Below are 25,729 nucleotides of genomic sequence, written 5' to 3' on the forward strand. Positions count from 1 at the left end.
GGTTTTTATTGTGTCCTCCGCCGGCATCATTTTTCGCCAAGACTCTCCATCAGGAAAGCACCCTCAACAAAATTAGCACATGCGTGTGTTTTAACACCGTTATCTAATATAGCATAACTGATTGCCTGATGCAACAGTCTTTCAAAGCAAATTTCCGTTCCTTGATGGCGACACAAAACTTGTCATTATTTATACAAAAAAACCGCCCTGCCTGAGCGCACTCAGTTTGACGGTTCTTTTGTAATCTTGGCAATAATCGATTTGAAACTTTCGCCTTTTTCCAAGTCATAGGTGCCGACTTGTATTTTGGTATTAATTCGCTCTGCTCTGCCAGCCTTAATAAAAGCTTGTGCACTATCTACAATACCGGCTTTCTCCAAATTCCCCGCCACAATGGCCAGACTGTTTCCTGAACGTACTTTGAAAGATACGGTAGCCGCAACTTCGGGACTGTTAGGAGTTGACGGCTCGATCGTCTCTGGCTGAGTGACTTCGTTCTGTTTGTCGCTTTCATTGTTGACAGGTTGCTTTGGATCGTCGGGTTGCTCCGGTTTCACAGCAGAATCTGTGGCTTCAGGTGCCGTTGCCGTTTTTCCCTGTAGTTCACTGCTTTCCTGTTTCTTCTTATTTACCCACTCAGCCTCTGTATACAGCTCATCATCAGAAGCTACAAGCTTCATATCCATGCTCTTGGCGGCCGCTTCCAGCTGTTCCTTCGTCAGGTTGGCTGTAGCCAGCTCGGGGTCGAGACTACTCTCAGACAATGCGTTTTGTCCAACCATTGCCAGCTGCAGCAATACCGCACCAACAATCATGCCACTTCCAAGTCCAATCCATAAGGAGCGCTTGTCCATCTGTTAGCTCTCCTCCCGTTCTGCCAGCTGCAAAATCAGCTGTACTTCTCCACGTTGTATGCCCGTCTGCTTGGCAATAGCATCCACTGACTTTCCTTCGGCATATAAATTAAACAACTCTGCATATCGGTCCTTAATGGATTCACGTAGAGGCGTAGATTCTTGTTCAGAGGTCTGCTCTTCTGCTTCTGACACCTGTTGGGCCGAATCTGCTCGCACACTGTCTACAAGCGCTTGAGCTTGCAATCCGCTTGTGCTATGTACCGGAATTATATTGGAGGATGCGTCTGCTTCTGTCGTTTTACTTTCTTCCAGTTGATCCAGCCTCCGCTGTAATTCCTGAAGCTGTGATTGCATACGCTGATCTGCCGCCGTCGCCTCACCCTTCATTTCAGCAACACGCTGAATGAGAGCATCATTGTCGTTTTCTATCTCAGCCATATAATGTTCAAGCGTAGATTCCATCTCTTGCACCAGGTGATGCCCAGGCTCCTGCACTTTGTTTTTCTTGGGCATGATAAGCGCGTATGCAATTGCGCAGGCTCCTAATATGACAATAATGATCCATGGTGACAAATTGGGTTCTCTCCTTTTAATGCAGCCATCGGTGCTCAAGACTACATGTGAGTCACATGTCATCCATTACAACGACAGGTCAATATGTTTTCCTTTGTACGGATGCTCGGCAGGTTTGACAGTTTCCAGCGCTGAAGTAGCTTCAGGTTCGTTGGAGCCGCTCTGCTGCTCTTTGTTTCTAGATTGACCATCGCGTACATCTGTGTGCGCTGTTTCATCCAGTGCCTCGCTTCGTTGCCTTGCTTCATTTGCTTCTTTGGCCGTTTGTTCCGCTAGCAGGGTCTGGTCAATGACCGGTCTCTGCTGGGCTTCATTCTGATAACGCCCCGCCTCACTTGTTCTAGGTACGGCAATCTGCAACTCAACTGCTTTGAAACTCATACGCTCACCTCTCGGTATCGAATGGATTTCTTCATGTGCTTGAATGCTGTACTTAAACGAATGGAACCATTGTTATATCCCCATCATGATAATAAAAAGATATTCGACTTACCGGATCTTTAATAAATTTGGTGTATCTGCCGATAACTATTCTAGAGCCTCCATAAATCATCTTATGAATATCAACGCGAGCCCTGCTTGTATCTTCAAGAACCTTCTCAATTTCAAAGATACGTGTTTTGGTTTCCTCGCTAAGACGAAGGGCAGATTTTTGTGTAGCACTCAGTTTGATTCGCATGGACATTCTATCCGGGCTCAGTTGGCCTGCAGCAGCTAACTGATCCAATAATGTCAAAGCTTTTTTCGTTTTATCCAAAGCATCCATCTGCTCTCTGATTTCCTTACGCAAGTCACTCAACTCATTACGGAGCTTAGGCAATACCCCTACTTCAATGGAAGTCACAGTAGACATACTGTTGCCAACGACGCGTGCTGAGACGTTTTCTCCAGCCTGGATCGACCCGCCAACGATAAGCCCTTTGGTGCCTTCACAGATTACCGCATGACCTGCACGAATCGTGGAATGCATAATACTTTGGGATACCAGGACATTTTCAGCCGCATCGACGTTGCCTTCTTGAATAAAGGTACATTTCACATTATGTCCTGCTTGTATAAGCCCTTTGTTATAACCAATAATACCGCCGGTAATTTCGACAGAGCCACCTGCTTCCAGCTCCGCTCCCTCGACACCTCCGACGACACGTATATCCCCTGCCGCTTTTACTTTAAATCCGGTAAGCACATTGCCGCGAATGACAACTGTACCCACAAAATCGATGTTACCGGTGTTATAATCCACATCGCCATTGACCTCGTATACCGGAAACACATTCAATTTGTTGCCGTCTGTTTTGGTAACCAATCCATCCAGAGCGGCATACATCGCAGATCCATCAGGGTTAACGACAACATTTTTCCCCACTTTGAAGCGTGCTTCTTTCCCTGGACGAAATGGTATTTCTTCACCTGTTACAGCCCTTCCCACCATGCCGTCCACAGGAGGAATTCGTTCGGCAATGATTTGACCTGTTCGAACATTGTTTAAGCGAGTCACTTCTTTGTAATCGACTGTTCCGTTCTCTGCTTCCAAAGGTCGCCGTTCATTGGAATCGTCCATGCCCACTAGCACTTTAATAAAGCCATTCGTTCCCGGTACTGGTTTAATACCTTCGGCAATCTTGTATCGATCCTTCACATAAGTCTCAGGATGACTCACAAAAACAAGCAACGCTTCGCGCAGCACACCATACTTAATACCCTGACTCGCAATAAATTTTTCGAGTTCATCCGGTGTACAGGTAAAACCTTCTTCCTGTTTGGAAAATTCAAGGTAGGCCGTACTTTTATCATCTGATAAAACAATGCTCAAACACTGTTCCAAAACAGTCTGCTGTGTCAATGCATTTCTTCCCCCTTTAGACTTTCCACTCCCCAATATCCAATGTTAAAGCTCTCTATTCATATATTACTATATTAATCTTTACGCATAAGCAAGTCTTTCTGTTTATCCAGCGTTCCACGTAACCGTAAGATGGCCTTTGAGTGCAGCTGCGAGATACGTGACGGAGAAAGAGACATAACCTCAGCAATCTCGCTAAGAGAAAGATCTTCATAATATAAAAGTGAAACAACCGTTCTCTCTTTGACCGTCAATTTTTCAAGCCCTTGCACTAAAGCTTCTTTTAAGTAGAATTCATTTACTTTATAATCCGGGTTTTTGGCTTTTTCATCGACCATTAATGAAAGTCGAGTCTCAGACTCTTCTTCACGAATCGGGTCTTCCAGAGAGCAAAGCGACATAACAGCCACTTCCTGAAGCATATGTTGAAAGTCTTTCGTAGACACGTCGAGATATTGACTCATTTCTTCGTCACTAACAGAGCGCAAATATGTCTGCTCTAGTTGCTGGTAAGCATCTTCAATCCGCTTCGCTTTCTCCCGCACGGAACGAGGAACCCAATCTCCCTGACGCAAACCATCAAGGATTGCACCGCGCACCCGCCAGGATGCGACGTCTCAAATTGAAGACCACGTTCATAGTCAAATTTCTCCAACGCATCAATCAATCCCATAACTCCATTGCTCTCCAGATCATCTTTCGGGACATTTTTGGGCAGACCGACAGCCAAACGCCCGGATACATAGTTTACAATATGAAGATATTTTTCGATCAAACTTTTCTTGGCATCAAGATCGCCTTGTTCTTTCCACTTTTCCCACAAGTCAGCATGGTTCAAATGTGAAGCTTTACGCTCGTTCAATTGCTTTCACCCTCCTTATTTGTCTGTCAGGTGACGAACGGCCTGCGCCAACTCCTCCGGATCTTTGGTCCGGACAAGTTTAGGCGGATCCAAAGGGGCAAATCCCGTTGGAGCTTTCGTCTCAGATGGTGGAAGGTTCTCCCCAGAGGAGGCGTTCTGTCCATGTTTGAGCAATTCGTTCAGCTCTTGTCCATCGTCTTCGAGTTTAATGTCCACCTGTGAACCTCTTAGTTCTTGAGCGCCCGGTGAATCATAACCATACCCATTCCCCTCTGATGAAGGGTTCAGCAGCAATCCCAGTCCCCAGCGTAAACCATAAGCAAGGACAAACCAGGCTACAAAGCCGATTAACCCGCGAATTAAACTGGTCAACAACACATTGCTGCTGTATGCTACAAAAAAAGTCAGAATAAATCCGACTATGCCTGCTCCAAGATTAATACGGTAGTTTCCTATCATGTCTTATAGTTCCTTTACACCCATTTGGACACTTCGAATAGTCAAAAGTCCAGTTTCACAGTCCATTTCAATCGTTCGTCCGTAATTCCCACCGGTATCTTCGGCAAGAAGTGGAATCCCAAGCTTTTCTAACCATTCCCGACAAGAATCCGCATTCCTCGGTCCGATACGCATTGTATCTCCTGCCCCCGCGAAGGCAAACATCTGAGACCCTCCAGCCATTTTGGACACAATACGTGAACGAGATGCACCGAGTTGTATCATTCTTTGTAACAATTCCGGCAATGCCGTATCCGCATATTTGGCTTTGTTCAACGTTCCTTCACGAGCTATCTCTGAAGTGGGGAGCATGACATGCGCCATTCCGGCAAGCTTCAAATGCGGATCATACATCGTTAATCCCACACAAGAGCCCAAGCCAGTCGTACGGATTACGCCGGGTAGATGAGCAATGTTCAAATCCGCCATACCGACTTTAACGACGCTTTTGTCTTCAATCATGATCCAGTGGCACCCCTAGAGATTCAAATATCTTAGCAAATGAAGGCGGATCCGGAATCAGGAAAAATTGACCCTCTACCTGATCTTCACCTTCAAAGAAAGATGTGTCAATCAATAATGCATCGTCGCCCATTTCACCAAACTGCAACAGACCATAACTCAAAATGGCACCTGCCATATCAATAGCAAGTCCGGGAACGGTCGGATACATAGATAGTTTCGTGAAATCTGCCAAAGAAGAAAGGTATGAACCGGCCAATATATTCCCGATTTCGGATAGAGCCGACTGTTCCATTTCCGTGAATGCAAGACCTTCCTTCAAATCAAAACCAGCAAGCCGGTTCAACAGCATTTTGGCAGCCTCAGGTGCCATCATAAAGAACAGATTGCCTGGTGCTTCGCCTTCAACACGAAGAAATACAGTAACAACTATACGTTCATCTCCGCCCACTTTTTCAGCAACTTCTTCAAAAGGAAGCATCTGTACTGTAGGCACACCCATGTCAATCGGTCTATTGAGAAGCTGAGACAACGCCGTTGCGGCGTTGCCTGCTCCAATGTTACCGACCTCTTTGAGCACATCCATTTGGAATCCCTCAAATCGGTTGAACAGTTCCACGGTGTTAGCCCTCAATACTTTCCAGCTGTACAACCTCGCTTTTATTTAATACTTCGTTCAGGTTAAGCATAATCAACAAGCGCGCATCCTCCAGCTTGGCTACACCGCGCAGGTATCTTGCTTTAACTCCACCAACCACTTCAGGCGGACTATCAATAGCGTCACGCTTGATGTCAATAACATCATTGGCAGAGTCAACGATAAAGCCAACTTGCATATCGTCCACACCTACAATGACAATACGAGTTTGATCGGTGTATTCTGTTTCTGGCAAAGAGAATCGACCACGTAGATCAATGACGGGAATAACAACACCACGTAAGTTAATAACTCCTTTTACAAAAGAGAAGGTCTTAGGTACACGGGTAATAGGCATCATACGCTCAATCGTCTGAACCTTGTCTACTTCAATACCGTACTCTTCGGAACCTAATTTAAAGACAATGACTTTCAACTCTTCTTCCATGGAAAAAACCTCCCTATTAAATGTAAGACTTATCTTGTGTGCTTATTTAATAAATGCATTAGGGTCAAGAATCAGAGCTACTTGACCATCTCCCAGAATCGTTGCACCAGAGATCCCTTCAATGGAAGGAAGATAAGTACCCATCGATTTAAGAACAATCTCACTCTGCCCAATAAATTCTTCAACGGCTACAGCTGCAAGACGTTCACCTTTGCGAATGACCACGATCTCAGTTTCTTGTTCGTTCGCATCATTGAAATCAGGCACTCCGAAAACTTCGCTCAATGACAGGTACGGAATTAGAGACTCACGGAACGTAATCATTTTATTGCCATGAATATTACGAACCTGTTCGCGTTGTACAATGGCTGTCTCTACAATGGAAGACAAAGGAACGGCGTATTTCTCGGATCCAAGTCGAACAAGCATCGCAGCGATAATGGACAGGGTCAATGGTAACTGAACAGAGAAGTTGGTACCTTTACCCGGTGTCGAATGAATGGTTACATTACCACCAAGAGAAGTGATTTTGGATTTCACAACATCCAATCCTACTCCACGGCCGGAGATATCCGAGATTTTATCAGCGGTACTGAAGCCTGGTGCAAACAACAGCTGGTTCACTTCATCATCGCTCATCTTGGCACCTTGTTCTTCGGTAACAACCCCACGTTTGACCGCTGTTCTCAATAGGTTATCGCGGTAAATGCCTTTACCATCATCTTCGATTTCGATAAATACATGATTTCCGCTGTGGAAAGCCCGAAGATTAACTGTTCCCAATTCAGGTTTACCAGCTGCCACACGCTCTGCGATCGATTCAACACCATGGTCAACTGCATTACGCAGCAAATGCACCAGCGGATCGCCGATCTCATCAATTACCGTCCGATCAAGTTCCGTTTCGGCACCCGTAATGACCAGATCAATCTTTTTGTCGAGTGTTTTAGCCAGGTCACGAATCATACGCGGGAAACGGTTGAATACCGTATCCACAGGAACCATCCGCAATTTCAGTACAATATTTTGCAAATCTGTACTGACTCTGCTCAGATGAGCTACCGTATCTGATAAATCATTATTACCCGTCTCGCTGGCCAACTGCTCCAGTCGTGAACGATCGATCAGTAACTCGCTGAACAAGTTCATCAGTACATCCAGACGTTCTATATCCACACGGATGGTACGTGAAGGTGTAGCAGCTTGTTTTGGTGCAGCTGTTTTGGTGGCTACTGGTTTCTTTGGTTCTTCTTTCGATGAAGAACTCGGTTCCGATGATGCTTCTACTGGAGCAGGAACAGGTGCAGCTTCCACTTCAGCTGTTGCCGCTGCCTGATTGGTCATCTGCTGAAGAGTCTCTTGATCCAGCTGAATGACTTTGGCACTCTCAATTTCTGAGATGCTCATAATGCCTTTTTCAAGTTCCTGCGCCTCTTTGGTCGTTATGTAATACAACGAGAAACTGCGCTCAAACTTCTCTTGCTCAATATCCTGAACTGTTGGGAACGATTTAACAACCTCACCCGAGCGTTCTAATAGATCAAAGACCATATAAGCACGTACGCCCTTCAGCTGGCTCTGCTCGCTGACAAGAACTTCAACATAGAGCACACGGTGGCCTTCGGCTATGGACTGATCCAATACGGAGTACTGGAATTCGTCCAGTTCAACCGCACTTGGTGTTGCTGTACTTGGTGATTGGTTTACTGCGGCTACGGGAGCAGTACCTCCCGTCCATTCACCACTCTCAATGGCTTGGAGAGAAGCTACGATGGAGGAAACATCCGCTTTACCCTCTCCGCCTTCGGTAATATCCTGAACCATTGTTTCCAAAGCATCCAAACTCTTGAACAGGGTATCAAAAATGAAATCCTGCATTTTCAACTTTTCGTTGCGCACCAGATCCAGCACATTTTCCATTTTGTGCGTCAATGATGCCAAATCCTCAAAACCCATTGTAGCAGCCATACCCTTCAACGTATGAGCAGAGCGGAATATGACCTGAACAATTCCCAGATCCTCCGGACTGCCTTCGAGTTGAAGCATATTTTCGTTAAGGGACTGCAGATGATCATTAGACTCATCAATAAACATAGATAAATATTGATTCATGTCCATTGTGAGGCACCTCCTCCATGAGTTAACTCCGTTTATTTCACAGCTTGAACAAGTTTAGGCGCAATCTCCTGCAATGGCAGAAGATGACGCACGCATTGCAGCTCTACAGCAGAACGCGGCATACCATACACAACACAAGTTTCTTCATTCTCTGCAAAGGTTGAAGTGACACCCGCTTCATACAATTTTTTCATCATACGAGCGCCATCACTGCCCATCCCTGTCAGTAAAACCAGATGTCTTTGCAATGAAGTGTACGGCAGCAGCGACTCAAACATTGTATCGACTGAAGGCCTGTGTCCATTGACTGGTTCTTCCTCTGTCAGCTTTATGGTGAACCTTCCATCTGCAGTTTTGTTGACTTTGACATGAAAGCCGCCAGGAGCAATATAGGCCGTTCCTTTTCGTAGAACCATGCCTTCCTCAGCTTCAACCACATGCAGTTCACTGAACGTATTCAATCGCTGGGCAAGGGATCGGGTAAAGTTGGGCGGCATATGCTGAACAATAATGACTGGAGCAGGTAAATCACCTGGCAGTTGTTCCAGCAAAGTTTTGAGGGCTCTCGGTCCCCCAGTTGAACAACCAATAGCCACAAGTTTGTTAAATGATCCTTCCGGTCCTCCTGCTCCCTTATGAGACGGAATTACCTTGGCAATATCTTTGGATGGTTCAGCTGAAGCTGCAGCTGTCTCCTGTTCTGCCAATCGAGAAGACAAACGGTTTTCCTTGGGAGATTGCGTTGGCTTGTTTGCCTTAGCTATTCTGTCAGTACTGGCATTCGAAGCTCGATTTGAATCTCGCAAAGGCTCCAACTTTTTGTCCAGATGTCCCGTATTCTGCTTCGTCAGTGGAACAGTAGGTTGCTTCGGTTTTGCTCGTAAGGAATCAGTTTGTCCACTGCCAAATCGTGCTCCTGGCTGGGCAGGTTCTATTTTTTTCTTCAAAGCACCTTTTCGGTCTTGTAAAGGAGGTGGATCAACCTGAACTCGCTGGGACTGTTGCAGCAGTTTGCTCTGAGCTTCATCCCGTTTCTTCATCGATGCTTCACGATCGGCTTTTCGCTTGATTTCATCCATAGCTGCTCGCATCCGCTCAACCAATGCTTTACCCACTTGGGCAATATCCTGATCATGCACAATCGATGGCTTACGAATGAAGTCAAACGCACCGGCCTCGAGCGCCATGATGGTCTCTTTCATGCCTTGTTCATTGATACCCGAGAGCATAATCACCGGGACGAAAGATTGCTTCATGATCGATTTTAATGCGTCCAATCCATTCATTTCAGGCATCTCAACGTCCATTGTGATGACATCGGGCTTCAAATCTATTGCTTTTTGAATAGCTTCCTTACCATTTGATGCTGTTGCCGTAACCTTAAACTCCGAATCTGTTTCAATTAAATCCGAAACAATTTTACGCATAAAAGCGGAATCATCGACAACCAATACTTGATACACCGCCATGTTGTTTCCACCCCTGTTTCCTTTATTCAGAAATCATGTTGTCCGCTTTAGCCACTTTTTCATAAATCCTCTGATTCCTGTCAAGGTTTCGGATCCCGGAGCAGCAGGTACAGCCAAATAGTGATGTGCGAGTTTCTCTATATCCCTGGAAGCTTTTGCATTCGGATATGCCAGACTGTATGGCACTTGCCTTTTAACTGCCTTTACAACCTGAGCATCTTCGGAAATATATCCAAGCAGCGGGATATCGATCTGTAAAAATCTCTTTGCCACTCCAGCTATTTTATCCGCCACCCGTTCCGCCTCTTGCTGGTCTTCAGCCCGGTTAACGATCATCCGAAAGGGTGTGGCATTTTCCTGGCCATGCATAACTTTAACTAAAGCATAAGCATCGGTTATTGAAGTCGGTTCAGGTGTGGTGATAATCAGGCATTCATCGGCTGCACCGATAAATTTCATATTTTCTCTGGAAAGTCCTGCTCCTGTATCAAAAATGACATAGTCCATCTCCTGTGCAATCTCTTCAACTTGTCCAGCAAAAAACTCCAGATCTCGATCTGACAATGAGAACAATTCTTTCATCCCCGAACCTCCGGCGATATAAGGCAACCCGCTTGCACCAAGCTGTATGATTTCCTGTATGGATTTCTGTCGGTATAACAGATGGTACAGATTATAAGGAGAAGAGGTTCCCATTAGGACATCAATATTCGCCATCCCTATATCTGCATCAAACACCAATACCTTTTGCCCCATTGCCTGTAAGCTCAGTGCAAAGTTAAGTGTAAAGTTGGATTTACCAACCCCTCCCTTTCCACTGGCAACGGTTATGATTTTGGAGGAGCGTGAGTCACGTCCTCTTCCCTCCACTCCGTTAGGCATGGAGACCATACTTCTGAGTGAGGCTGCCTGGTCCTTCATCGTACAAGCTCTCCTAACAATTGTTTGGTCAGCGAATCCGCATCAGGCTTGAGTAGATCATCCGGCACATTTTGTCCGTTAGCCACATAAGCAAGTTTAAGTGGAAAACGATGCAGCAGGTTAAACATCGGGCCACAGCTTCCGGTCTCATCCATCTTCGTAAAAATGACCTTATCCAGCCCATATTTGCTGAAATGCTCCGTTATTTGAACCATATCGGCACTTTTGGAAGTCATGCTCAAAACCAAAAAAGTTTCACTATTTTCCACAGGCGCGAGTAAGCTTTGCAGTTCTGAAACAAGCAACTCATTTCTGTAGTTTCTTCCGGCTGTATCCATGAAGATTAGATCACATTCCTCAAGACGGGAGATTGCACGTTGTGTATCACCTGGGGACTGTACGACCTCTAGCGGGACATTTAAAATGGATGCGTACGTTCTAAGTTGTTCTACCGCTGAGATACGATAAGTATCCGAAGTGATGAACCCTACCTTTCGCTGATTGTTGAACATCTGTTCAGCCGCCAGCTTGGCAATAGTCGTTGTTTTACCAACGCCAGTTGGCCCAGCTACATATACAATGCGTGTAGTTGGCAAAATACCCACGTCGATACGTTTCTCCAAAAAATGTGATATTTCTAATTGAACTGCTTGAACGGCTTCTGCTTCATCTAATTCTTTTTCAGAGAGCTTCGTCTGAACAACGTCAAACCAAGATTCCCATACTTCTGGCCAAATGTCTTGCTCCATCAACCTTTCTCGAAGAGCGTGGAACTCCTCTGGTAACGGATCTGCCGAAGCTCCTTGCTTAGACAACTTGGTCATCATCAGTTTGAGCTCCTGCAATTCAGACATCAGTTGACCCTGCTGCGGATCGTTCGCCTGCTCCTGCTGCCCACTGGCAGATGTTAAACCCGAAAAATCCGCCCCTTGCGGTCGCGGTTTATGCTCGATACTCAAAGAAGATCTGCCGTTGCTCATGTCTGAACCGAGTTTACTCGATTCAGACAAAGCTGTGGCATCCGTAGTTTTCTCTTGCACATTTTTTTCAGCGATACTCGCAGCCGATTCGTCAGAAGCAACGACAAACGAACGAGCCGTTTGTCGATATGCTTCAGGTACAAATGCGCGAGGTACGGGTGTAAATTGGTTTTGCACTTGCTTTGTTGCCTGTTTTTTTTCTTCCTTATCCACTGCTGCTACAACTTCGATCCTTTTCTTACGGAACATCCCCAGCACACCGCCCACCTTGATTTCCTTGGTGGACAGAATGACGGCATCACTTCCCAGGTCTTTGCGAATTTGAAGCATAGCTTCGGGCATGGTCTCAACGACGTATTGTTTTACTCTCATAAGTTCACCACCCCGACACTTTGGATTTCAACATTCGGCTCCAACTCACTATAGGAAAGCACTGGTATATCCTGCATGGTGCGTTCAATCACCTGGCGCAGATACATACGAATGGTTGGAGAAGTTAATACAACAGGCTGCTGGCCCGACTGGATCAATCGATTAACTTGTTCAGTCAACTTTTGATATACACTTTGTGTTGAAGCTGGATCTAATGCAAGGTAACTGCCTTGATCCGATTGCTGTACACTCTCAGCAATTTTCTTCTCTAGACCAGGTCCAACAGTTATTACTCTGAGCGTTTCTCCTTTTTGGGAGAATTGCTGAGTAATCTGACGAGATAGGGATTGTCTCACGTATTCCGTCAGTACATCGGGGTCTTTGGTATACGTTCCGTAGTCCGCCAGTGTCTCGAAGATTGTAACCATATCACGAATGGAAACTTTCTCACGCAACAACTTGGCGAGTACTTTCTGTACATCTCCGATGGATAAGACGGATGGGATGAGTTCATCCACCAGCGCAGCATAATTCTCTCTGAGATTATCCACAAGTGCTTTCGTTTCTTGTCTGCCAAGTAACTCATGAGCATGCTTCTTAATCAATTCAGTCAGATGTGTGGCTACTACTGAAGGAGGATCTACAACTGTATATCCTGCAAGTTCAGCTCTGTCTTTGGTTACTTCATCTATCCATAAGGCTGGAAGACCAAAAGCTGGCTCTGTCGTTTCGATCCCTGTAACAGATTCTTCTTCATAACCCGGACTCATAGCCAGATAATGATTCAACAACAGTTCTCCGCCGCCAACAACATTACCCTTAATCTTGATGACATATTCATTCGGTCTTAATTGGATATTATCCCGAATCCGGATAACCGGAACGACTAATCCCAGTTCAAGAGCACATTGCCTACGAATCATAATGATCCGATCCAATAAGTCTCCGCCCTGCTGGTTGTCTGCCAGAGGAATCAAACCGTAACCAAATTCAAACTCAATAGGGTCCACCTGAAGAAGATTGATTACACTCTCCGGACTTCTAACTTCTTCAATCTGCTGCTCCTCTTCCATTTGCTCCTCTGCCTCTTGCTTCTGATTCAGATTATTCTGCATCCTCCATCCAGCAAAAGCCAGCAAACCTGCAAGCGGCAACGTTGTAATAATATGAATCGGTGTGAAAAAACCGAGCATTGCTATTACAAAAGCTACAATATAAAGGAGCGTCGGGTATGTAAACAATTGTCCCGTAATGTCATCGGCCAAATTCCCTTCCGATGATGCTCTTGTTACAATAAGACCTGCTGCTGTAGATATCAGGAGTGCAGGAATCTGGCTGACCAGTCCATCCCCGATCGTCAACACAGAATAGGTAGACAGTGATTCTGCAAAATCGAGACCATGAACCGTCATTCCGATGATAAATCCACCAATGAGATTAATCAGGAGAATAATGATGCTCGCAATAGCGTCTCCTTTTACAAATTTACTCGCTCCATCCATGGCGCCGTAGAAGTCAGCTTCGCGTTCAATTTTGGAACGACGTTCACGTGCTTGCTGCTCGTTGATCAGACCAGCATTCAAATCTGCGTCAATACTCATCTGTTTACCAGGCATCGCATCGAGGGTGAATCGTGCTGCGACTTCAGCTACACGCTCTGATCCCTTCGTAATAACGATAAATTGAACCACGACGAGAATCAGAAACACAATGAATCCAATTGCGATCTGTCCACCAGCTATCCAGCTACCAAAGGTAGCGACTACCGAACCTGCGTCTCCTTCTCCCAGAATCAGTTTCGTTGTCGATATATTGAGTGCCAATCGAAACAACGTCGTGATTAGCAACAAAGCAGGAAAGATAGAAAATTGCAGTGCCTCTTTGCTGTTCATTGCAACAAGCAGTATCATCAGTGCAATTGAGATATTGATGACAAGCAACATGTCCAACAACCAGGTTGGGATCGGGAGAATCATCATCAACACGATGCCGATGATACCCGCAAGGACAGCTATATCTTTTGTTTTCAATGAATGTACGGCCTCCGATCCCTTGTTATTTCGTTCTGCCCTTTAATTTATATACATAAGCCAGCACTTCGGCTACCGCTTGAAACAAATCAGCCGGTATGGCGTCACCAATCTCGGCTCTCTGGAACAATGCCCGTGCCAGCGGCTTGTTTTCCATAGTAATGACACCGTGCTCTTTGGCAATTTCTTTAATACGCAAGGCAACGTAGTCCTGACCTTTGGCTATTATCTGCGGCGCTTCCATCTCCGAGCCTTCATACTTAAGCGCAACGGCAAAGTGAGTCGGGTTGGTGATTATTACATCCGCTTTGGGAACCTCCTGCATCATACGCTGAACAGCCATACGACGCTGACGCTCCCTGATTTTCCCCTTGATCAGTGGGTCACCTTCCATTTTTTTGTATTCGTCCTTGATGTCTTGCTTGGACATCCGAATGTTTTTCTCATAATCATACTTCTGATACATGTAATCGAATACTGCAAGTACCAGGAGTGCTACGGCAATTTTAATTCCCAAGTTTAAGGTAATCGAAGCAGCAAAATGAAGAATAGCATCCAGTGAAAAATGTGATAGTGAAGCAATATCTGATTGGTAACTTGTGATTGTACTGTAAACGAGAAAACCGATAATTGACATTTTTAGAATCGATTTAGCGAATTCCACCAAAGAGCGGAGAGAAAAAATATTTTTGAACCCTTTGATCGGATCCAACTTCTCAAGTTTTGGCTTCAAACCTTCCCCTACAAGAAGAAAACCAACCTGCATGTAATTAACGATTAACGCAACAAGTACCGCACCTAGCAAAGCAGGAGCAAGCAACAGCATTATCTCGATACCATATCGCATCATCAGAGCGACAACATTCTCCCCGGTGATCTCCATACTGAGTCGATTTATGAAGATGTCCGTAAACAGTCGAACTATTCGTTCTTTATAAAAGTTACTGAACATCATCATGATCAAAAACGTGAATAGGAGAATGGATGCGCCGGACAGCTCCATACTTTTGACAACCTGTCCTTTTTTCCGCGTATCCTGTCTTTTTTTCGGGGTAGCCTTCTCTGTTTTTTCCCCCGCAAACATCTGGAGGTCGAGTTGATATTTCATTCGAATCTTGTCCTCCGTTTCACTCAGCCCGGCCTCTGTCCAATGGTCCCAAGCAAGTTTTCCATGGATCTGAACATTACTTCGAACAATTGACTAAACACAAAGGCAAAACTGGGAACCAGCAAAAGCAAAATAGCAAGCCCTACGAGTACTTTCAGTGGCATTCCGACGGCAAATACGTTAAATTGAGGAGCCGTCTTCGCCAAGAATCCCAATCCTACATCTGTCAAAAACAGAGCAACTACAATCGGCGCAGACATCTGAAAAGCCAACATAAATGATTGACCTAAGGTACGCACCAAAAATTCAGCAATACTTCCATCTGCCAATCGTAGAAAGAATACATTCGACAACGGAATCCAGCGATAACTGTATACAATGGCATCGAGCAGATAATGATGTCCGTTCATTGTCAGAAAGAGCAATACCGCAAAAGCATATTTGAAGTTACCTGTAAGTGGTGCAGAAGCGCCTGTCATTGGATCATATACGTTGGCCATACCAAAACCAATCTGAAGATCAATAAAGGTTCCTGCGGTCTGTATAGCCGTCATTAACAGATAAGCAACAAAGCCTAAGAGCAAGCCAATCAATATCTCTCGGATAACCAGCAGGATATAACTCAGATCTGTAGGTACAACCTGGTCTATGCCGTATACCATATACACCGTAAAGGTTACGAATGCCGATAAACCAATTTTAAGAGAATTCGGCACATTCCGAGCCGAGAAGACCGGCGCAGTTACAAAAAATGATGCTATTCGACAAAACATAAGCAGAGCGACAGGAAAACTTTGCAACAATGTCTCCATCTGCAACAGCCTACCCTATGTATCTGTATAAATTATCGAGAATGTTATACGTGAAATCGACCAGTATATTCAATATCCAAGGACCAAACAAAAGTACTGCCAGAAGTACAGCAATGATTTTAGGCACAAAGGCCAGGGTTTGCTCCTGAATTTGAGTGGTTGCCTGAAACACACTGATAATGAGTCCTACAACCAGAGCTAGAATAAGCATGGGTGCGCTGGCCAGCAGTGAAGTATAGACCGCTTTCCCGGCCAGACCGATAATAAACTCCGAAGTCATGACCGTCCTCCTTTAATATGCCGGCTCAAGTGTTAAAACTCAGCAACAGTGACTTCACGACCAGATACCAGCCATCGACAAGTACAAATAACAGTATTTTGAAAGGTAATGAGATCATGACAGGTGGAAGCATCATCATCCCCATAGCCATGAGTGTACTCGCAACTACAATGTCTATAACCAAGAATGGAATAAAGATCATGAATCCCATCTGGAATGCTGTCTTCAACTCACTGATTGCATATGCCGGTACCATCACAGTAATCGGAATATCCTGGTATGTGCTTGGCTTTTCGGTTTGATTGTACTTCATAAACAGCAATAGGTCTTTCTCCCTAGTGTGGGAGAACATAAACTTCTTCATGGGATCCGCAGCTTTTTCCAACGCTTCGGTTTGTGTGATGTCTCCCTTGAGATAGGGCTGAAGCGCTACCTGATTGATGGACGACAACGTCGGTGACATGATGAAAAGTGTCAGAAAAAGTGCTAAACCGACCAGCACCTGATTGGGTGGCATTTGCTGCGTACCCAAGGATGTCCGCACAAAACCGAGAACGATAACAATCCGTGTAAAACTGGTCATCAGTACCAGCAAGGCTGGTGCGATACTAAGTACTGTGATCAACAGGATAATGGACAGTGAACTCGTACTTGGTGTACCCCCATCCCCGTTACCAATTTGAATATCAATATTCGGAATCGGTTCGGCAAAGGCAACAGTGACCGAGGCCAGACTGATGAGTCCTATGAAAAAACACGCCAACCAAATCTTTTTCTTCATGAATCCCTCGACCGATCTGTAGTATTGTCTTCTTCCAGGACCTTCTCCATCTTCTCTTTACGGTTAGGCATCTGCCGAAGTTTAGATTCAAACAGTTCGTGAAAAGAGGTTGTATCCTCGAGTTCCATTTCCCGTGGCGGTTCATCTTTGCGCAAGCGGGCTGCCAGCTTTGCAATGAGAGGCGAAAGGCTTCCCTGTTGAGCTGAAGCATCCCGTTCAAATGAATCAATGATTCGCTGTGCCTCTTCAAGATCCGAAACCTTATCCACCAGCTGTATGTCATCACCCACACCGAGTAGATAAACACTACCGCCAATTTCTATAATTTGCAGCGACTTGTTTGGTCCCAGTCCGACCCCACCCAAAATACGAATTGTGCCGTTCCGGAACCATCGCTGATTCCGTTTGTTCAGAAAACGAATCAGATAGACTATAAGAACCAGAATGACGGCCAGGACAACAATCACCCATACAAGCTGAAAATAATAATTGACTCCCGTGCCCACATCATCTGGAATCTTATCCTGAGCCATCATCATGTCTCTTAAACGCCCAGCGTTTTGCTGATTGCTTCGATAACGCGGTCAGATTGGAACGGTTTCACGATGAAATCTTTAGCTCCAGCTTGGATTGCATCAATAACCATCGCTTGTTGACCCATCGCAGAGCACATAATCACTTTTGCGTTAGCATCAATTTTTTTAATTTCTTTCAAAGCTGCAATACCATCCATCTCAGGCATGGTAATATCCATTGTGATCAGATCAGGACGAAGCTCCTTAAACTTCTCAATTGCTTGTGATCCATCCTGTGCTTCGCCAACGACCTCGTATCCGTTTTTGGACAAAATGTCCCGGATCATCATTCTCATAAATGCAGCGTCGTCCACGACTAAAATTCGGTTTGCCATCTTGATTCAAGTCCTCCCTAAATTGTGCTTATTGTAATTTCTGAATTCGGTCCCATTGGCTTACGATATCTATAACACGAACACCAAAGTTTTCGTCAATTACGACAACCTCACCTTTGGCAATCAACTTGTTATTCACCAAAATATCGACAGGTTCACCGGCCAGCTTGTCCAGCTCGACAATTGAACCTTGTGACAGTTCTAAAATATCCTTAATTTGCTTCTGGGTCCTTCCTAATTCTACGGTGACTTTAAGGGGAATGTCCATCAATAAATTCAAATTGTTTTCGTCTACCTGGCCGAACGCCCCATTTTGCAAATTGGCGAATTGAACCGGTTGTACGTTTACATTCCTATTCGGCACACCGCCGTAATGCTGCGGTACACCATAAGGTTGCTGCGGAGGCATGCCATACGGCTGCTGTGGCGGCATTCCTTGCGGCATCCCCATTGGAGCCTGTCCATAGCCATTATAATCTTGAACAGGCGGCTGTTGTGCCTGTGGCGGTACCTGTTGCTGAACCGGAGGTTGCTCAGGGGCAACCGGTACTGCTGCCGGTACTGGCTCTGGAGTAGACGCAACTGGTGCACTAGCAGTAGACTCTTGAGCCCCTCCAATCAACATCTCTACCATTTCTTTGGCAAAATGCACTGGAAGCAGCTGCATAAGATTGGAATCAATCAGGTCACCAATCAACAGACGGAATGATACCTGGATCAACGTCTCATCTTCTGGAAGATTGCTGACTCCCTCACCACTTTCCATATTGAGAATATCAATTCCCGGAGGAGAAATATTCACGAAACGGTTAAAGATTGTGGACATGGAAGTAGCAGACGAACCCATCATCTGATTCATCGCTTCCTGTACTGCACTGATATGGATTTCATTTAGTTCTTCATCAACCGGATTTCCTTCGCCGCCAAGCATCAGATCAGCTATGACTTGAGCATCCCGTTTTTTGATGACTAGCGAGTTGATCCCTTCAAATCCATCCACATAATTCACATGTACTGCAACGTGAGGTTTAGGAAAGGCTTCATCAAACTGTGTCCGACTGATGATGGACACCTTAGGTGTTGTAATATCTACTTTTAGGCCCAATAGCGTGGACAAAGCTGTCGCCGCACTACCAAAAGTAATGTTACCAATTTCCCCCAAGGCATCCTGTTCCAGCTCGGTCAAAAAATCATCAACTGTTTTCTCAGCCGGTTCCGAACTGTTCATCGATTCCGATTGTCTGAGCAAAGCATCGATTTCTTCTTGGGATAAATAATCCTTACTCGTCAAATTCTTCAACTCCTTCGGTGACAATCTTGTCTATTTGCACAGCCACACGATCCTTGATCGTTCCCGGGCTACCCATGTACTTCAGCCTGTCTCCAACTTTAATGGACAATCCCTCATCAACGGGTTTGTTCAACGTAATGACATCGCCAACCGACAGACCCAAAAATTCAGCAATCGAAATTCTGGATTCTCCCAACTCCGCAACAACGGGTAATTTGGCTTTGTTCACACGCTCTTTGAGAGCATCATATTCTTCCGGAGCTCTCGTCTTTTTCTCCGAAACAAACCACTGATGAGTCGACAACCGGGACATAATAGGTTCAAGAACGACATGCGGGATACACAAATTGATCATGCCTGTGGTGTCACCGATTTTGGTACTCAGTGAGATCAAAGCAATGGTCTCATTGGGAGATACAATCTGCATAAATTGCGGATTGGTCTCCAGCGCTTCCATCCTTGGAGAAATATCCAACACCGTCTTCCATGCTTCCTGCAAACTCTCAAACGCACGGCTGAAAATCCGCTCCATAATCGTCGTCTCAATTTCCGTCATCGATGCGATCTTTGTCGGTGCATTTCCTGTTCCGCCAAGCAGACGATCCAGCATTGCATAACCCACGTTGGGATGAACCTCCATCACCATCCGTCCCTGTAATGGCTCCGCCTCAAATATGTTCAATATCGTCATCTTCGGAATAGAACGGATAAACTCGTCATAAGGCAACTGTTCAACCTGAACGACATTGATCTGAACGAACGTCCGCAGTTGGGCTGAAAAATAAGTGGTGAGAAAGCGTGCAAAGTTTTCGTGAATACGGGTCAAGCTTCGAATATGATCTTTGGAAAAACGAACCGCCCGCTTAAAATCGTACGATCTAATTTTCTTTTGAGTTTCTTCCTTTTTCAATTCCTCGGCATCCATCTCACCAGAGGAAAGGGCAGCTAATAGGGCGTCAATCTCATTTTGTGATAATACATCCACCATGTTCTCACCCCCTTACAGATTTACAGCGTGTCCTGTTCATTACATTGGCGCCATCACAAAAGCAGAAAAACTAGTGCTGGCCAGCTTACCTTCTGGCAAAGCTTCATTAATAAGCTCGGTCAATTTTTTATTAAATTGAATGCGACCTTTTGCTGTAGCCAGCTCATCCGACTTGGTATCCGCAAAAGTCTGGATGATAATAGGCTTCACCGTGATTTCCTTGATTTTCTCAAAATCTTCTTTAGCCTTTTTGTCGGACAATTTGAAAGAAAAACTTACAACTACAATATGGTCTATATCAGCCAAATTGGTTTTAATTTCTCCAAGCTCTGAGGAAACTGCAACAATCTCATCCGCAGTCATCTTCTTCTCTGCAGCAGCGGCTGCCGTATGTGTATCATTCTTATTCCCGTTCTGTCCTTGCATAAATACAAACACAACCACCACAATGAGTGTTATAGCTAGCAAGCTTGTTGCAAGCCATGGCAACATCTTTTTCATCAGGACTCCTCCGTTTGCTGCACTTTAATAGTGGCTGCCTGAACCCCGATTTCACGGTTGTAATCTTTAATTTTGGAAATAACCTCATCGGCCTTCTCAAGCACAATAAGTCTCTTTCCGGTTACCAGAGTAATATACGTGTCTGGTGTCTCTTCGACAATTTCAACCATCAGCGCATTTAACCACATGGGAGAACCATTTAACCGCGTAACCGAAATCATGCTAAGCCCCCTCGATCAGAGTGGAGGAGCAGGCTCCCCCACGCATTAAAAATTACTAATCAGTTATTAACGTTTCAGGTTAACAACTTCTTGAAGCACTTCATCGGACGTTGTAATAATCCGTGAATTCGCCTGGAATCCACGCTGAGCCACGATCATTTCTGTGAATTCACCAGTTAGATCCACATTGGACATCTCAAGTTGCCCTGCAATAATGGAGCCTGTTCCATTCTCAGCATCATTTGCTGTTAAAGAAACAAGTGCGCCGTCAGGATTGGCATTGGCAGTCATCCGGTAAAGGTTACCCCCTATTTTTTCTAGACCTTCAGGGTTGACCACTTTCCCAATCCCCAGCTGAGTTTCACTTTCGATTGTTCCATCAGCCATGGTCTGGTTAATCATACCGTTCTGGCCGATTGTAAAGGAAACGACATCATCAGCAATTGTGATTGGTGCACCTTCACTGTCTAAAACAAAGAGGCCGTCAGATGTAACCAGATTACGATCCGCATCTACGTGAAAATCACCAGCACGAGTTAGGAATGGAACTTCCTGATCCTCCGCCATCGCAACCAGAAAGAAGCCATCTCCATTAATGCGCAAATCTGTTGGATTGTTTGTTGTCATAGGACTTCCTGCAAGATGCAATGTGTCAATAGACCCTACAGAGACACCCAAACCGATTTGCTTCGCATTCACACCACCTGTTGGAGTATCCGTCGGTGCAGTCACCCCTGCTGTGGTCTGACTCATAATATCTTTGAACATGACACGGCTACCTTTAAAACCAACCGTATTCACGTTCGCAATATTATTACCGATAACATCAAGTTTCGTTTGAAAACCCCGCATCCCGGAAACGCCTGAGTACATTGATTTCAACATTTTTAAAAATCCTCCCAGCCTTAATTTGGTTACCGCGTCAGTCGGTCAGCGGCATTCCGGCTCCCGAGAAGGGCCAGCCGGTCAAGAAATGATTACAGCACTATCAATCTGGGTGAATACATTATCCTTCATGCTTTCACTATCCATGGCTGTAACGACAGTACGATTTTTGACATTAACGATAAAAGCCATATCTTTCATCAAAATCAAGGATTCCTTGGCTCCTTTGGCAGCAGCCTTATCCAGTGCAGTTCCAATCTGCTGCATCTGCTCAGTCTTGAGTTCAATACCGCGCTGTTCCAACCTTTTGGCAGCATGATTACTCAATTTCAGGAGGTTGTCTTCCAATACCTGTGCAAAAGGGCGTTCAGGTACATTAGACGTTTCTCCTGCTTTGGAGCGATTATGCAAATTCGGTGTAATTGGACCTGTATACAGTTGGCCTACTGTTATCCGATCACTCATAACGTGTTTCCGTTATCTTCAGGCTGTGCTGATGGTTCTTGTTCATTGGTTTCGTTCGTTTCAGCTGAATCTTCAGCGTTCTGAACAGGATTTTCATTTTCCTCAGCCTGTGTTGGATTGGTTACCTGAATAATTTCATCCAGCTTAATTTCGTCTTTGCCCACTTTTGCGTACTGAACACCATCTCGTACGATAATAGAATCCACAATACCTTGACGGAGTGTTCCGTTATCCTCTTTATTAGAAGAAAGCCAACTGATCTCGCGGCCAATCATGCCAGACACTGTCCCAAGAGACTGATTCAAAGTCTTGAGCTGAGACGAGATATTCACCAGTTGTTCTACCGAACTGAACTGAGCCATCTGAGCGATAAATTCCTTATCTTCCATTGGCTGCATCGGATCCTGATTTTGTAGCTGAGTGATCAATATTTTAAGAAACTGATCCTTGCCCAGCTCTTTTGTTGCAGCGCTTGTTGTAGCTTTATTCGCTGCCGAATAGTTAGGCCAGGTATTATTGGTAGAAATCGCTTCATTAGCCATATTTTCACCTCATTTCTATTTAAGCTTCTGCTGTAAACGTGTCTCTCCGCAGGTCGTTGCCTTCCTCATGTTCACTACGCCAGTTGCGCAATTCTTCCTGGAGAGTTGCTGTAGTTACAGCATCATCCGATTGTTCTTCACGTTCGCGTGAGCGACGTTGCTGCTGAGAATTGCTTCCTGGCTGGCGTCCCCCATCCTGGTACATTTGTGAACCAAGTGAGCTGTTCTGAGTAACTTCAAGTCGTTCCACTTGAATGCCTTGAGCTTGAAGCGAGCTACGCAGTTGCATCATTTGCTGTTCCAGCATGTCTTTCGCCATCGTATGCTCAGTCATAAACCGTGCAACCAATTGTCCGTTTTGCAAAGTAATTTGTACATCCAGCTTACCTAGATGCTCCGGACGTAGTGAGATAGTTGCCTCTGAAAAACCCTTTTGCTGCACGATATCCAGCTTGTTCACAACAAATTGTGTCATCTCTTTTGCAAACTGGGATGCTTGCATGACAGGTTCAGCCGGTTTACCCGCTGATGTACCTGATGAACGTAAGGACAACTCTCCTGCCGTAATAATACTTGAATGGTCCACTTCTCCTACTTCATTCGCTGTAGGTGCTGAATCCGTTTCAACTGAAACTTTAGGTCCAGTATTTGAAGCGGCCGCAACAAGAACTTGTGATGCCACTGAGTCTTGCTTGGACGTTTGATTTGTTGGAGCCACTTGCACAGACTGATCCTTAGCCACTGCTAATGTATCCAGAATGGATTTAAGTTCAGTCCACCCTTTGTTAAGACTGGTGTCAACGCCAGCATCTTGCAACTGATTTTGAAGAGATTGAAGCAGGTGCTTAAATTCTGGAGCGTTCTTGATAACAGTACTATCAGGCTCATTCATACTCGCAATTAACTGTGTGAGTACATCCTGTAATACAAAGCGCACTGCTGCTGGATGTTCCGCCAGATCAATTGCTGATGCTGCATTACCCGCTTCACTTGTAGGCTCATCAGAACCTTCGGCTTGAGTACCAGGATTAGCATCTAATTGAGCATACATCTGCTGAATCAGACTTTGTAAATCCCCTAGTAGTGACGGATCATTTTCCAAAGCTTCATCTAGCGAATCCAAATCTGCGAATAACGAACTCAAGATATCGGTGATCGATGTTTGTTCTCCATCTTCACTAGCTGCAAAGGTAAACATAAGCGGATTCGCTGTTAAGCTCCCTGCTGCAGCCGAGCTATTCTCCCCCGTTGCACCACCATTCAATGATTGGGCAAGAGTTTGTAGAAAATCACCGCTACCAGCAGTTGCACCTTTGGAACCAGTTCCAGCTGTCTGAGCTGCTCCTGTTGTCTTGGCGGATGATGTGGATGTCATTTGATATACAATCGACATTTGTTTTCACCTCCTCTCCTTAATAAACAGACGCTACTACTCTTACTTGTTACCCATTAATTTATTTAATATTTTTGCAGTTTCAACTGAATTTTCAGTCGACATATTTTCAAGCAATTGAGACCGTGTAGCATCATCTACAGAATTTAAAATGGTCAAGGTTTTGTCCGGACTCAGCTTATAAGTTTCGAGTAACAGCTTGGCTCCACTAGAGGCCGACATGGAAGCAAACGTTTGACTAAGCTGATTTTTATCCAAATTTTTGGAGTTAGTCGTAGATGCTGTAGATGTAGTTGCAGTCTCTTTCTTTAAGCGGGATTGCAGTGCGTCCAGGGCAAGATCACCGGATGGTTTCGCATCCTTCATCATCATCGTGACATCAGCCGCTGTTTTTGGGTCCATCTTTTCCAGCACCTTAGTTCGTGCAGCCGATTGCATCGCATTCAGAAGCAAAACCATCTCTTCATTCGTCATATTTTGCAAAATCGGCGCGGCCTTACTAGGACTCATGTCCGCATACATCTTCGCCAAATCTTTAATTTGTTTCTGATAATCAGACTCGGTCTCTGGATTCTGCACAGCGGTTTCAGCAGTTTTTTCCGCATCATCCAATTTCTTTTGCAGATCACTTGCTTTTTTCGCCTCTGTCGTCGTGGCATCCTTCGCTGCTTTGAGCTCTGTCTCTTTCTCGCTTACTTGTGCCTTCAGCTTATCTATTGTCGCTTCTGCACTCTCGACCTGCTGCTCGCTCTTCTCCAGTTTCTTTTTCTCCGGATCTAGCACAGGATCAGGCACCCAGTCCTTTACGATAGGAATTTTGTTAGCTACTCCAAGCAGGTTGTTGCGAATATCTACATTAAATAGAGTGAGCAAAACACCCAACAAAACCACAGTGAACACAATTGGGATTGAAATCATCAGAAACTTTTCCCAACCGCCGCTCGACTCTTTTTCCATATCTGTGTCTTTAACAGCCATTGTTCTTTCCTCCTTCACGAGACAACTTCGCGTCCGGCCACATCAATTCGCGCGTCCGGCTTTGGCAGCGAAGCGTACAGTAGCCATCTCGTCCAGATCGTTCTGTTCCCGGAGGAGCATCTCCTGCTGAAATTTGATTTTGGCCTTGTCTCTCGCCCCAAGCCATACTTTTTCGTCCATCATTTTGCCGTTCAGAAACGTCTGATTCCGTTGCACATTGACCTCAGCATGTCTGACATCACTACTTTTGCGTGAAATGCACTCGTCAAGGTGATGGACATACCGCTGCATCTCCTGCAAGCTGGATACGGAAGCCGTACTTTCCGTAGCGAATTGAATGACATCAATCAATTCCTTTTTATCATTCAATAGTTGTAAAAGATGCTCTTCCTCAGTCTGAAGTTTCCCGATCGCTGTGGATAACATCCACTCCGCTTGCGTTTTTTCATTGCTTTTCAGGTCAACAACCTTCTGGAAATGATATCGAAATTTCATCGTTTACCC

General features: G+C 45.1%; 29 protein-coding genes and 1 pseudogene. All 30 read right to left on the reverse strand.

The window, feature by feature from the left end; translation table 11 throughout:
* Nucleotides 1-221 precede the first annotated feature (221 nt).
* Complete coding sequence (locus A6049_RS20210; RefSeq protein WP_063566386.1) at nt 222-854, reverse strand: endolytic transglycosylase MltG; 633 nt, start codon at nt 852-854, stop codon at nt 222-224.
* Nucleotides 855-857: 3 nt separating this feature from the next.
* Nucleotides 858-1,430 (reverse strand): DUF6115 domain-containing protein, encoded by a 573-nt coding sequence (locus tag A6049_RS20215; RefSeq protein ID WP_063566387.1) that lies wholly within the window; start codon nt 1,428-1,430, stop codon nt 858-860.
* A 66-nt stretch (nt 1,431-1,496) separates the two neighbouring features.
* Nucleotides 1,497-1,811 (reverse strand): hypothetical protein, encoded by a 315-nt coding sequence (locus A6049_RS20220; protein ID WP_063566388.1) that lies wholly within the window; start codon nt 1,809-1,811, stop codon nt 1,497-1,499.
* Nucleotides 1,812-1,863: 52 nt separating this feature from the next.
* Nucleotides 1,864-3,273, reverse strand: coding sequence for a DUF342 domain-containing protein (locus A6049_RS20225; protein WP_063566389.1), 1,410 nt, complete (start codon nt 3,271-3,273; stop codon nt 1,864-1,866).
* Between the two features lie 74 nt (nt 3,274-3,347).
* A pseudogene (locus A6049_RS20230) lies at nt 3,348-4,135 on the reverse strand (FliA/WhiG family RNA polymerase sigma factor).
* A 15-nt stretch (nt 4,136-4,150) separates the two neighbouring features.
* A complete protein-coding gene (locus A6049_RS20235; RefSeq protein ID WP_063566390.1) occupies nt 4,151-4,594 on the reverse strand; it encodes a hypothetical protein in 444 nt (147 codons plus the stop codon).
* Between the two features lie 3 nt (nt 4,595-4,597).
* The gene (locus A6049_RS20240; protein ID WP_063566391.1) at nt 4,598-5,095 is read right to left on the reverse strand and encodes a chemotaxis protein CheD; all 498 of its coding nucleotides are present in this window, start codon (nt 5,093-5,095) and stop codon (nt 4,598-4,600) included.
* Nucleotides 5,088-5,681, reverse strand: a complete 594-nt coding sequence (locus A6049_RS20245) for a chemotaxis protein CheC (RefSeq protein ID WP_090807429.1) — start codon at nt 5,679-5,681, stop codon at nt 5,088-5,090. Before A6049_RS20245 ends, A6049_RS20240 begins: the two co-directional genes overlap by 8 nt.
* Before the next feature lie 37 nt (nt 5,682-5,718).
* Nucleotides 5,719-6,180: a chemotaxis protein CheW gene (locus A6049_RS20250; protein ID WP_063566392.1), complete on the reverse strand. Its 462-nt coding sequence runs from the start codon at nt 6,178-6,180 to the stop codon at nt 5,719-5,721.
* A 42-nt stretch (nt 6,181-6,222) separates the two neighbouring features.
* Entirely contained in the window at nt 6,223-8,298 is a 2,076-nt protein-coding gene (locus A6049_RS20255; protein ID WP_063566393.1) for a chemotaxis protein CheA, read from the reverse strand.
* A 32-nt stretch (nt 8,299-8,330) separates the two neighbouring features.
* A complete protein-coding gene (locus tag A6049_RS20260; RefSeq protein ID WP_063566394.1) occupies nt 8,331-9,767 on the reverse strand; it encodes a protein-glutamate methylesterase/protein-glutamine glutaminase in 1,437 nt (478 codons plus the stop codon).
* Nucleotides 9,768-9,800: 33 nt separating this feature from the next.
* Nucleotides 9,801-10,688 carry a MinD/ParA family protein gene (locus tag A6049_RS20265; RefSeq protein WP_063566395.1) on the reverse strand — a complete coding sequence of 296 codons (888 nt, stop codon included), beginning with the start codon at nt 10,686-10,688 and terminating at the stop codon, nt 9,801-9,803.
* Nucleotides 10,685-12,040 carry a flagellar biosynthesis GTPase FlhF gene (gene flhF, locus A6049_RS20270; protein ID WP_063566396.1) on the reverse strand — a complete coding sequence of 452 codons (1,356 nt, stop codon included), beginning with the start codon at nt 12,038-12,040 and terminating at the stop codon, nt 10,685-10,687. The genes A6049_RS20265 and flhF overlap by 4 nt, the downstream gene beginning before the upstream one ends.
* Nucleotides 12,037-14,070, reverse strand: a complete 2,034-nt coding sequence (flhA, locus tag A6049_RS20275; protein WP_063566397.1) for a flagellar biosynthesis protein FlhA — start codon at nt 14,068-14,070, stop codon at nt 12,037-12,039. The genes flhF and flhA overlap by 4 nt, the downstream gene beginning before the upstream one ends.
* A 25-nt stretch (nt 14,071-14,095) precedes the next feature.
* The gene (gene flhB, locus A6049_RS20280) at nt 14,096-15,178 is read right to left on the reverse strand and encodes a flagellar biosynthesis protein FlhB (protein WP_063566398.1); all 1,083 of its coding nucleotides are present in this window, start codon (nt 15,176-15,178) and stop codon (nt 14,096-14,098) included.
* Nucleotides 15,179-15,201: 23 nt separating this feature from the next.
* Nucleotides 15,202-15,990 (reverse strand): flagellar biosynthetic protein FliR, encoded by a 789-nt coding sequence (gene fliR, locus A6049_RS20285; protein WP_063566399.1) that lies wholly within the window; start codon nt 15,988-15,990, stop codon nt 15,202-15,204.
* A 10-nt stretch (nt 15,991-16,000) separates the two neighbouring features.
* Nucleotides 16,001-16,270: a flagellar biosynthesis protein FliQ gene (gene fliQ / locus A6049_RS20290; RefSeq protein ID WP_024630226.1), complete on the reverse strand. Its 270-nt coding sequence runs from the start codon at nt 16,268-16,270 to the stop codon at nt 16,001-16,003.
* Between the two features lie 25 nt (nt 16,271-16,295).
* Nucleotides 16,296-17,051, reverse strand: coding sequence for a flagellar type III secretion system pore protein FliP (gene fliP, locus A6049_RS20295; protein WP_063566400.1), 756 nt, complete (start codon nt 17,049-17,051; stop codon nt 16,296-16,298).
* Nucleotides 17,048-17,587 carry a flagellar biosynthetic protein FliO gene (locus A6049_RS20300; protein WP_371121409.1) on the reverse strand — a complete coding sequence of 180 codons (540 nt, stop codon included), beginning with the start codon at nt 17,585-17,587 and terminating at the stop codon, nt 17,048-17,050. The genes fliP and A6049_RS20300 overlap by 4 nt, the downstream gene beginning before the upstream one ends.
* Nucleotides 17,588-17,595: 8 nt before the next feature.
* A complete protein-coding gene (locus tag A6049_RS20305; RefSeq protein ID WP_017689175.1) occupies nt 17,596-17,961 on the reverse strand; it encodes a response regulator in 366 nt (121 codons plus the stop codon).
* 28 nt (nt 17,962-17,989) lie between these two features.
* On the reverse strand, nt 17,990-19,252 hold the full coding sequence (gene fliY, locus A6049_RS20310; protein WP_063566402.1) for a flagellar motor switch phosphatase FliY: 1,263 nt from the start codon (nt 19,250-19,252) through the stop codon (nt 17,990-17,992).
* Entirely contained in the window at nt 19,242-20,240 is a 999-nt protein-coding gene (fliM, locus tag A6049_RS20315) for a flagellar motor switch protein FliM (protein ID WP_024630222.1), read from the reverse strand. The genes fliY and fliM overlap by 11 nt, the downstream gene beginning before the upstream one ends.
* 39 nt (nt 20,241-20,279) lie before the next feature.
* Nucleotides 20,280-20,741 (reverse strand): flagellar basal body-associated FliL family protein, encoded by a 462-nt coding sequence (locus A6049_RS20320; RefSeq protein ID WP_063566403.1) that lies wholly within the window; start codon nt 20,739-20,741, stop codon nt 20,280-20,282.
* Entirely contained in the window at nt 20,741-20,962 is a 222-nt protein-coding gene (locus A6049_RS20325; protein ID WP_024630220.1) for a flagellar FlbD family protein, read from the reverse strand. Before A6049_RS20325 ends, A6049_RS20320 begins: the two co-directional genes overlap by 1 nt.
* Before the next feature lie 66 nt (nt 20,963-21,028).
* Nucleotides 21,029-21,847, reverse strand: a complete 819-nt coding sequence (gene flgG, locus A6049_RS20330; RefSeq protein ID WP_063566404.1) for a flagellar basal body rod protein FlgG — start codon at nt 21,845-21,847, stop codon at nt 21,029-21,031.
* A gap of 81 nt (nt 21,848-21,928) precedes the next feature.
* Entirely contained in the window at nt 21,929-22,312 is a 384-nt protein-coding gene (locus tag A6049_RS20335) for a TIGR02530 family flagellar biosynthesis protein (protein WP_063566405.1), read from the reverse strand.
* Nucleotides 22,309-22,854, reverse strand: a complete 546-nt coding sequence (locus A6049_RS20340) for a flagellar hook capping FlgD N-terminal domain-containing protein (protein ID WP_063566406.1) — start codon at nt 22,852-22,854, stop codon at nt 22,309-22,311. The genes A6049_RS20335 and A6049_RS20340 overlap by 4 nt, the downstream gene beginning before the upstream one ends.
* Nucleotides 22,855-22,873: 19 nt before the next feature.
* Entirely contained in the window at nt 22,874-24,247 is a 1,374-nt protein-coding gene (locus tag A6049_RS20345; protein ID WP_063566407.1) for a flagellar hook-length control protein FliK, read from the reverse strand.
* 42 nt (nt 24,248-24,289) lie between these two features.
* Nucleotides 24,290-25,225, reverse strand: coding sequence for a MotE family protein (locus tag A6049_RS20350; protein ID WP_063566408.1), 936 nt, complete (start codon nt 25,223-25,225; stop codon nt 24,290-24,292).
* Nucleotides 25,226-25,267: 42 nt separating this feature from the next.
* Nucleotides 25,268-25,720 carry a flagellar export protein FliJ gene (fliJ, locus tag A6049_RS20355; protein WP_063566409.1) on the reverse strand — a complete coding sequence of 151 codons (453 nt, stop codon included), beginning with the start codon at nt 25,718-25,720 and terminating at the stop codon, nt 25,268-25,270.
* Between the last annotated feature and the right edge of the window lie 9 nt (nt 25,721-25,729).

This window comes from Paenibacillus sp. O199, assembly GCF_001636635.1.
Classification (GTDB): domain Bacteria; phylum Bacillota; class Bacilli; order Paenibacillales; family Paenibacillaceae; genus Paenibacillus; species Paenibacillus marchantiae.

Bases quoted from the DNA above. Each gene is read 5' to 3' on its own strand.
- A6049_RS20210 (WP_063566386.1), bottom strand. From the start codon at position 854: ATGGACAAGCGCTCCTTATGGATTGGACTTGGAAGTGGCATGATTGTT.
- fliQ (WP_024630226.1), bottom strand. From the start codon at position 16,270: ATGACTTCGGAGTTTATTATCGGTCTGGCCGGGAAAGCGGTCTATACT.
- flhF (WP_063566396.1), bottom strand. From the start codon at position 12,040: ATGAGAGTAAAACAATACGTCGTTGAGACCATGCCCGAAGCTATGCTT.
- A6049_RS20335 (WP_063566405.1), bottom strand. From the start codon at position 22,312: ATGAGTGATCGGATAACAGTAGGCCAACTGTATACAGGTCCAATTACA.
- A6049_RS20250 (WP_063566392.1), bottom strand. From the start codon at position 6,180: ATGGAAGAAGAGTTGAAAGTCATTGTCTTTAAATTAGGTTCCGAAGAG.
- fliJ (WP_063566409.1), bottom strand. From the start codon at position 25,720: ATGAAATTTCGATATCATTTCCAGAAGGTTGTTGACCTGAAAAGCAAT.
- flgG (WP_063566404.1), bottom strand. From the start codon at position 21,847: ATGTTGAAATCAATGTACTCAGGCGTTTCCGGGATGCGGGGTTTTCAA.
- A6049_RS20255 (WP_063566393.1), bottom strand. From the start codon at position 8,298: ATGGACATGAATCAATATTTATCTATGTTTATTGATGAGTCTAATGAT.
- A6049_RS20245 (WP_090807429.1), bottom strand. From the start codon at position 5,681: ATGGATGTGCTCAAAGAGGTCGGTAACATTGGAGCAGGCAACGCCGCA.
- flhB (WP_063566398.1), bottom strand. From the start codon at position 15,178: ATGAAATATCAACTCGACCTCCAGATGTTTGCGGGGGAAAAAACAGAG.
- A6049_RS20300 (WP_371121409.1), bottom strand. From the start codon at position 17,587: ATGATGGCTCAGGATAAGATTCCAGATGATGTGGGCACGGGAGTCAAT.
- A6049_RS20340 (WP_063566406.1), bottom strand. From the start codon at position 22,854: ATGGCTAATGAAGCGATTTCTACCAATAATACCTGGCCTAACTATTCG.
- A6049_RS20345 (WP_063566407.1), bottom strand. From the start codon at position 24,247: ATGTCGATTGTATATCAAATGACATCCACATCATCCGCCAAGACAACA.
- A6049_RS20320 (WP_063566403.1), bottom strand. From the start codon at position 20,741: ATGAAAAAGATGTTGCCATGGCTTGCAACAAGCTTGCTAGCTATAACA.
- A6049_RS20260 (WP_063566394.1), bottom strand. From the start codon at position 9,767: ATGGCGGTGTATCAAGTATTGGTTGTCGATGATTCCGCTTTTATGCGT.
- A6049_RS20240 (WP_063566391.1), bottom strand. From the start codon at position 5,095: ATGATTGAAGACAAAAGCGTCGTTAAAGTCGGTATGGCGGATTTGAAC.
- A6049_RS20220 (WP_063566388.1), bottom strand. From the start codon at position 1,811: ATGAGTTTCAAAGCAGTTGAGTTGCAGATTGCCGTACCTAGAACAAGT.
- A6049_RS20325 (WP_024630220.1), bottom strand. From the start codon at position 20,962: ATGATTTCGGTTACGCGGTTAAATGGTTCTCCCATGTGGTTAAATGCG.
- fliR (WP_063566399.1), bottom strand. From the start codon at position 15,990: ATGGAGACATTGTTGCAAAGTTTTCCTGTCGCTCTGCTTATGTTTTGT.
- fliP (WP_063566400.1), bottom strand. From the start codon at position 17,051: ATGAAGAAAAAGATTTGGTTGGCGTGTTTTTTCATAGGACTCATCAGT.
- fliM (WP_024630222.1), bottom strand. From the start codon at position 20,240: ATGGTGGATGTATTATCACAAAATGAGATTGACGCCCTATTAGCTGCC.
- A6049_RS20350 (WP_063566408.1), bottom strand. From the start codon at position 25,225: ATGGCTGTTAAAGACACAGATATGGAAAAAGAGTCGAGCGGCGGTTGG.
- A6049_RS20235 (WP_063566390.1), bottom strand. From the start codon at position 4,594: ATGATAGGAAACTACCGTATTAATCTTGGAGCAGGCATAGTCGGATTT.
- A6049_RS20265 (WP_063566395.1), bottom strand. From the start codon at position 10,688: ATGAAGGACCAGGCAGCCTCACTCAGAAGTATGGTCTCCATGCCTAAC.
- A6049_RS20305 (WP_017689175.1), bottom strand. From the start codon at position 17,961: ATGGCAAACCGAATTTTAGTCGTGGACGACGCTGCATTTATGAGAATG.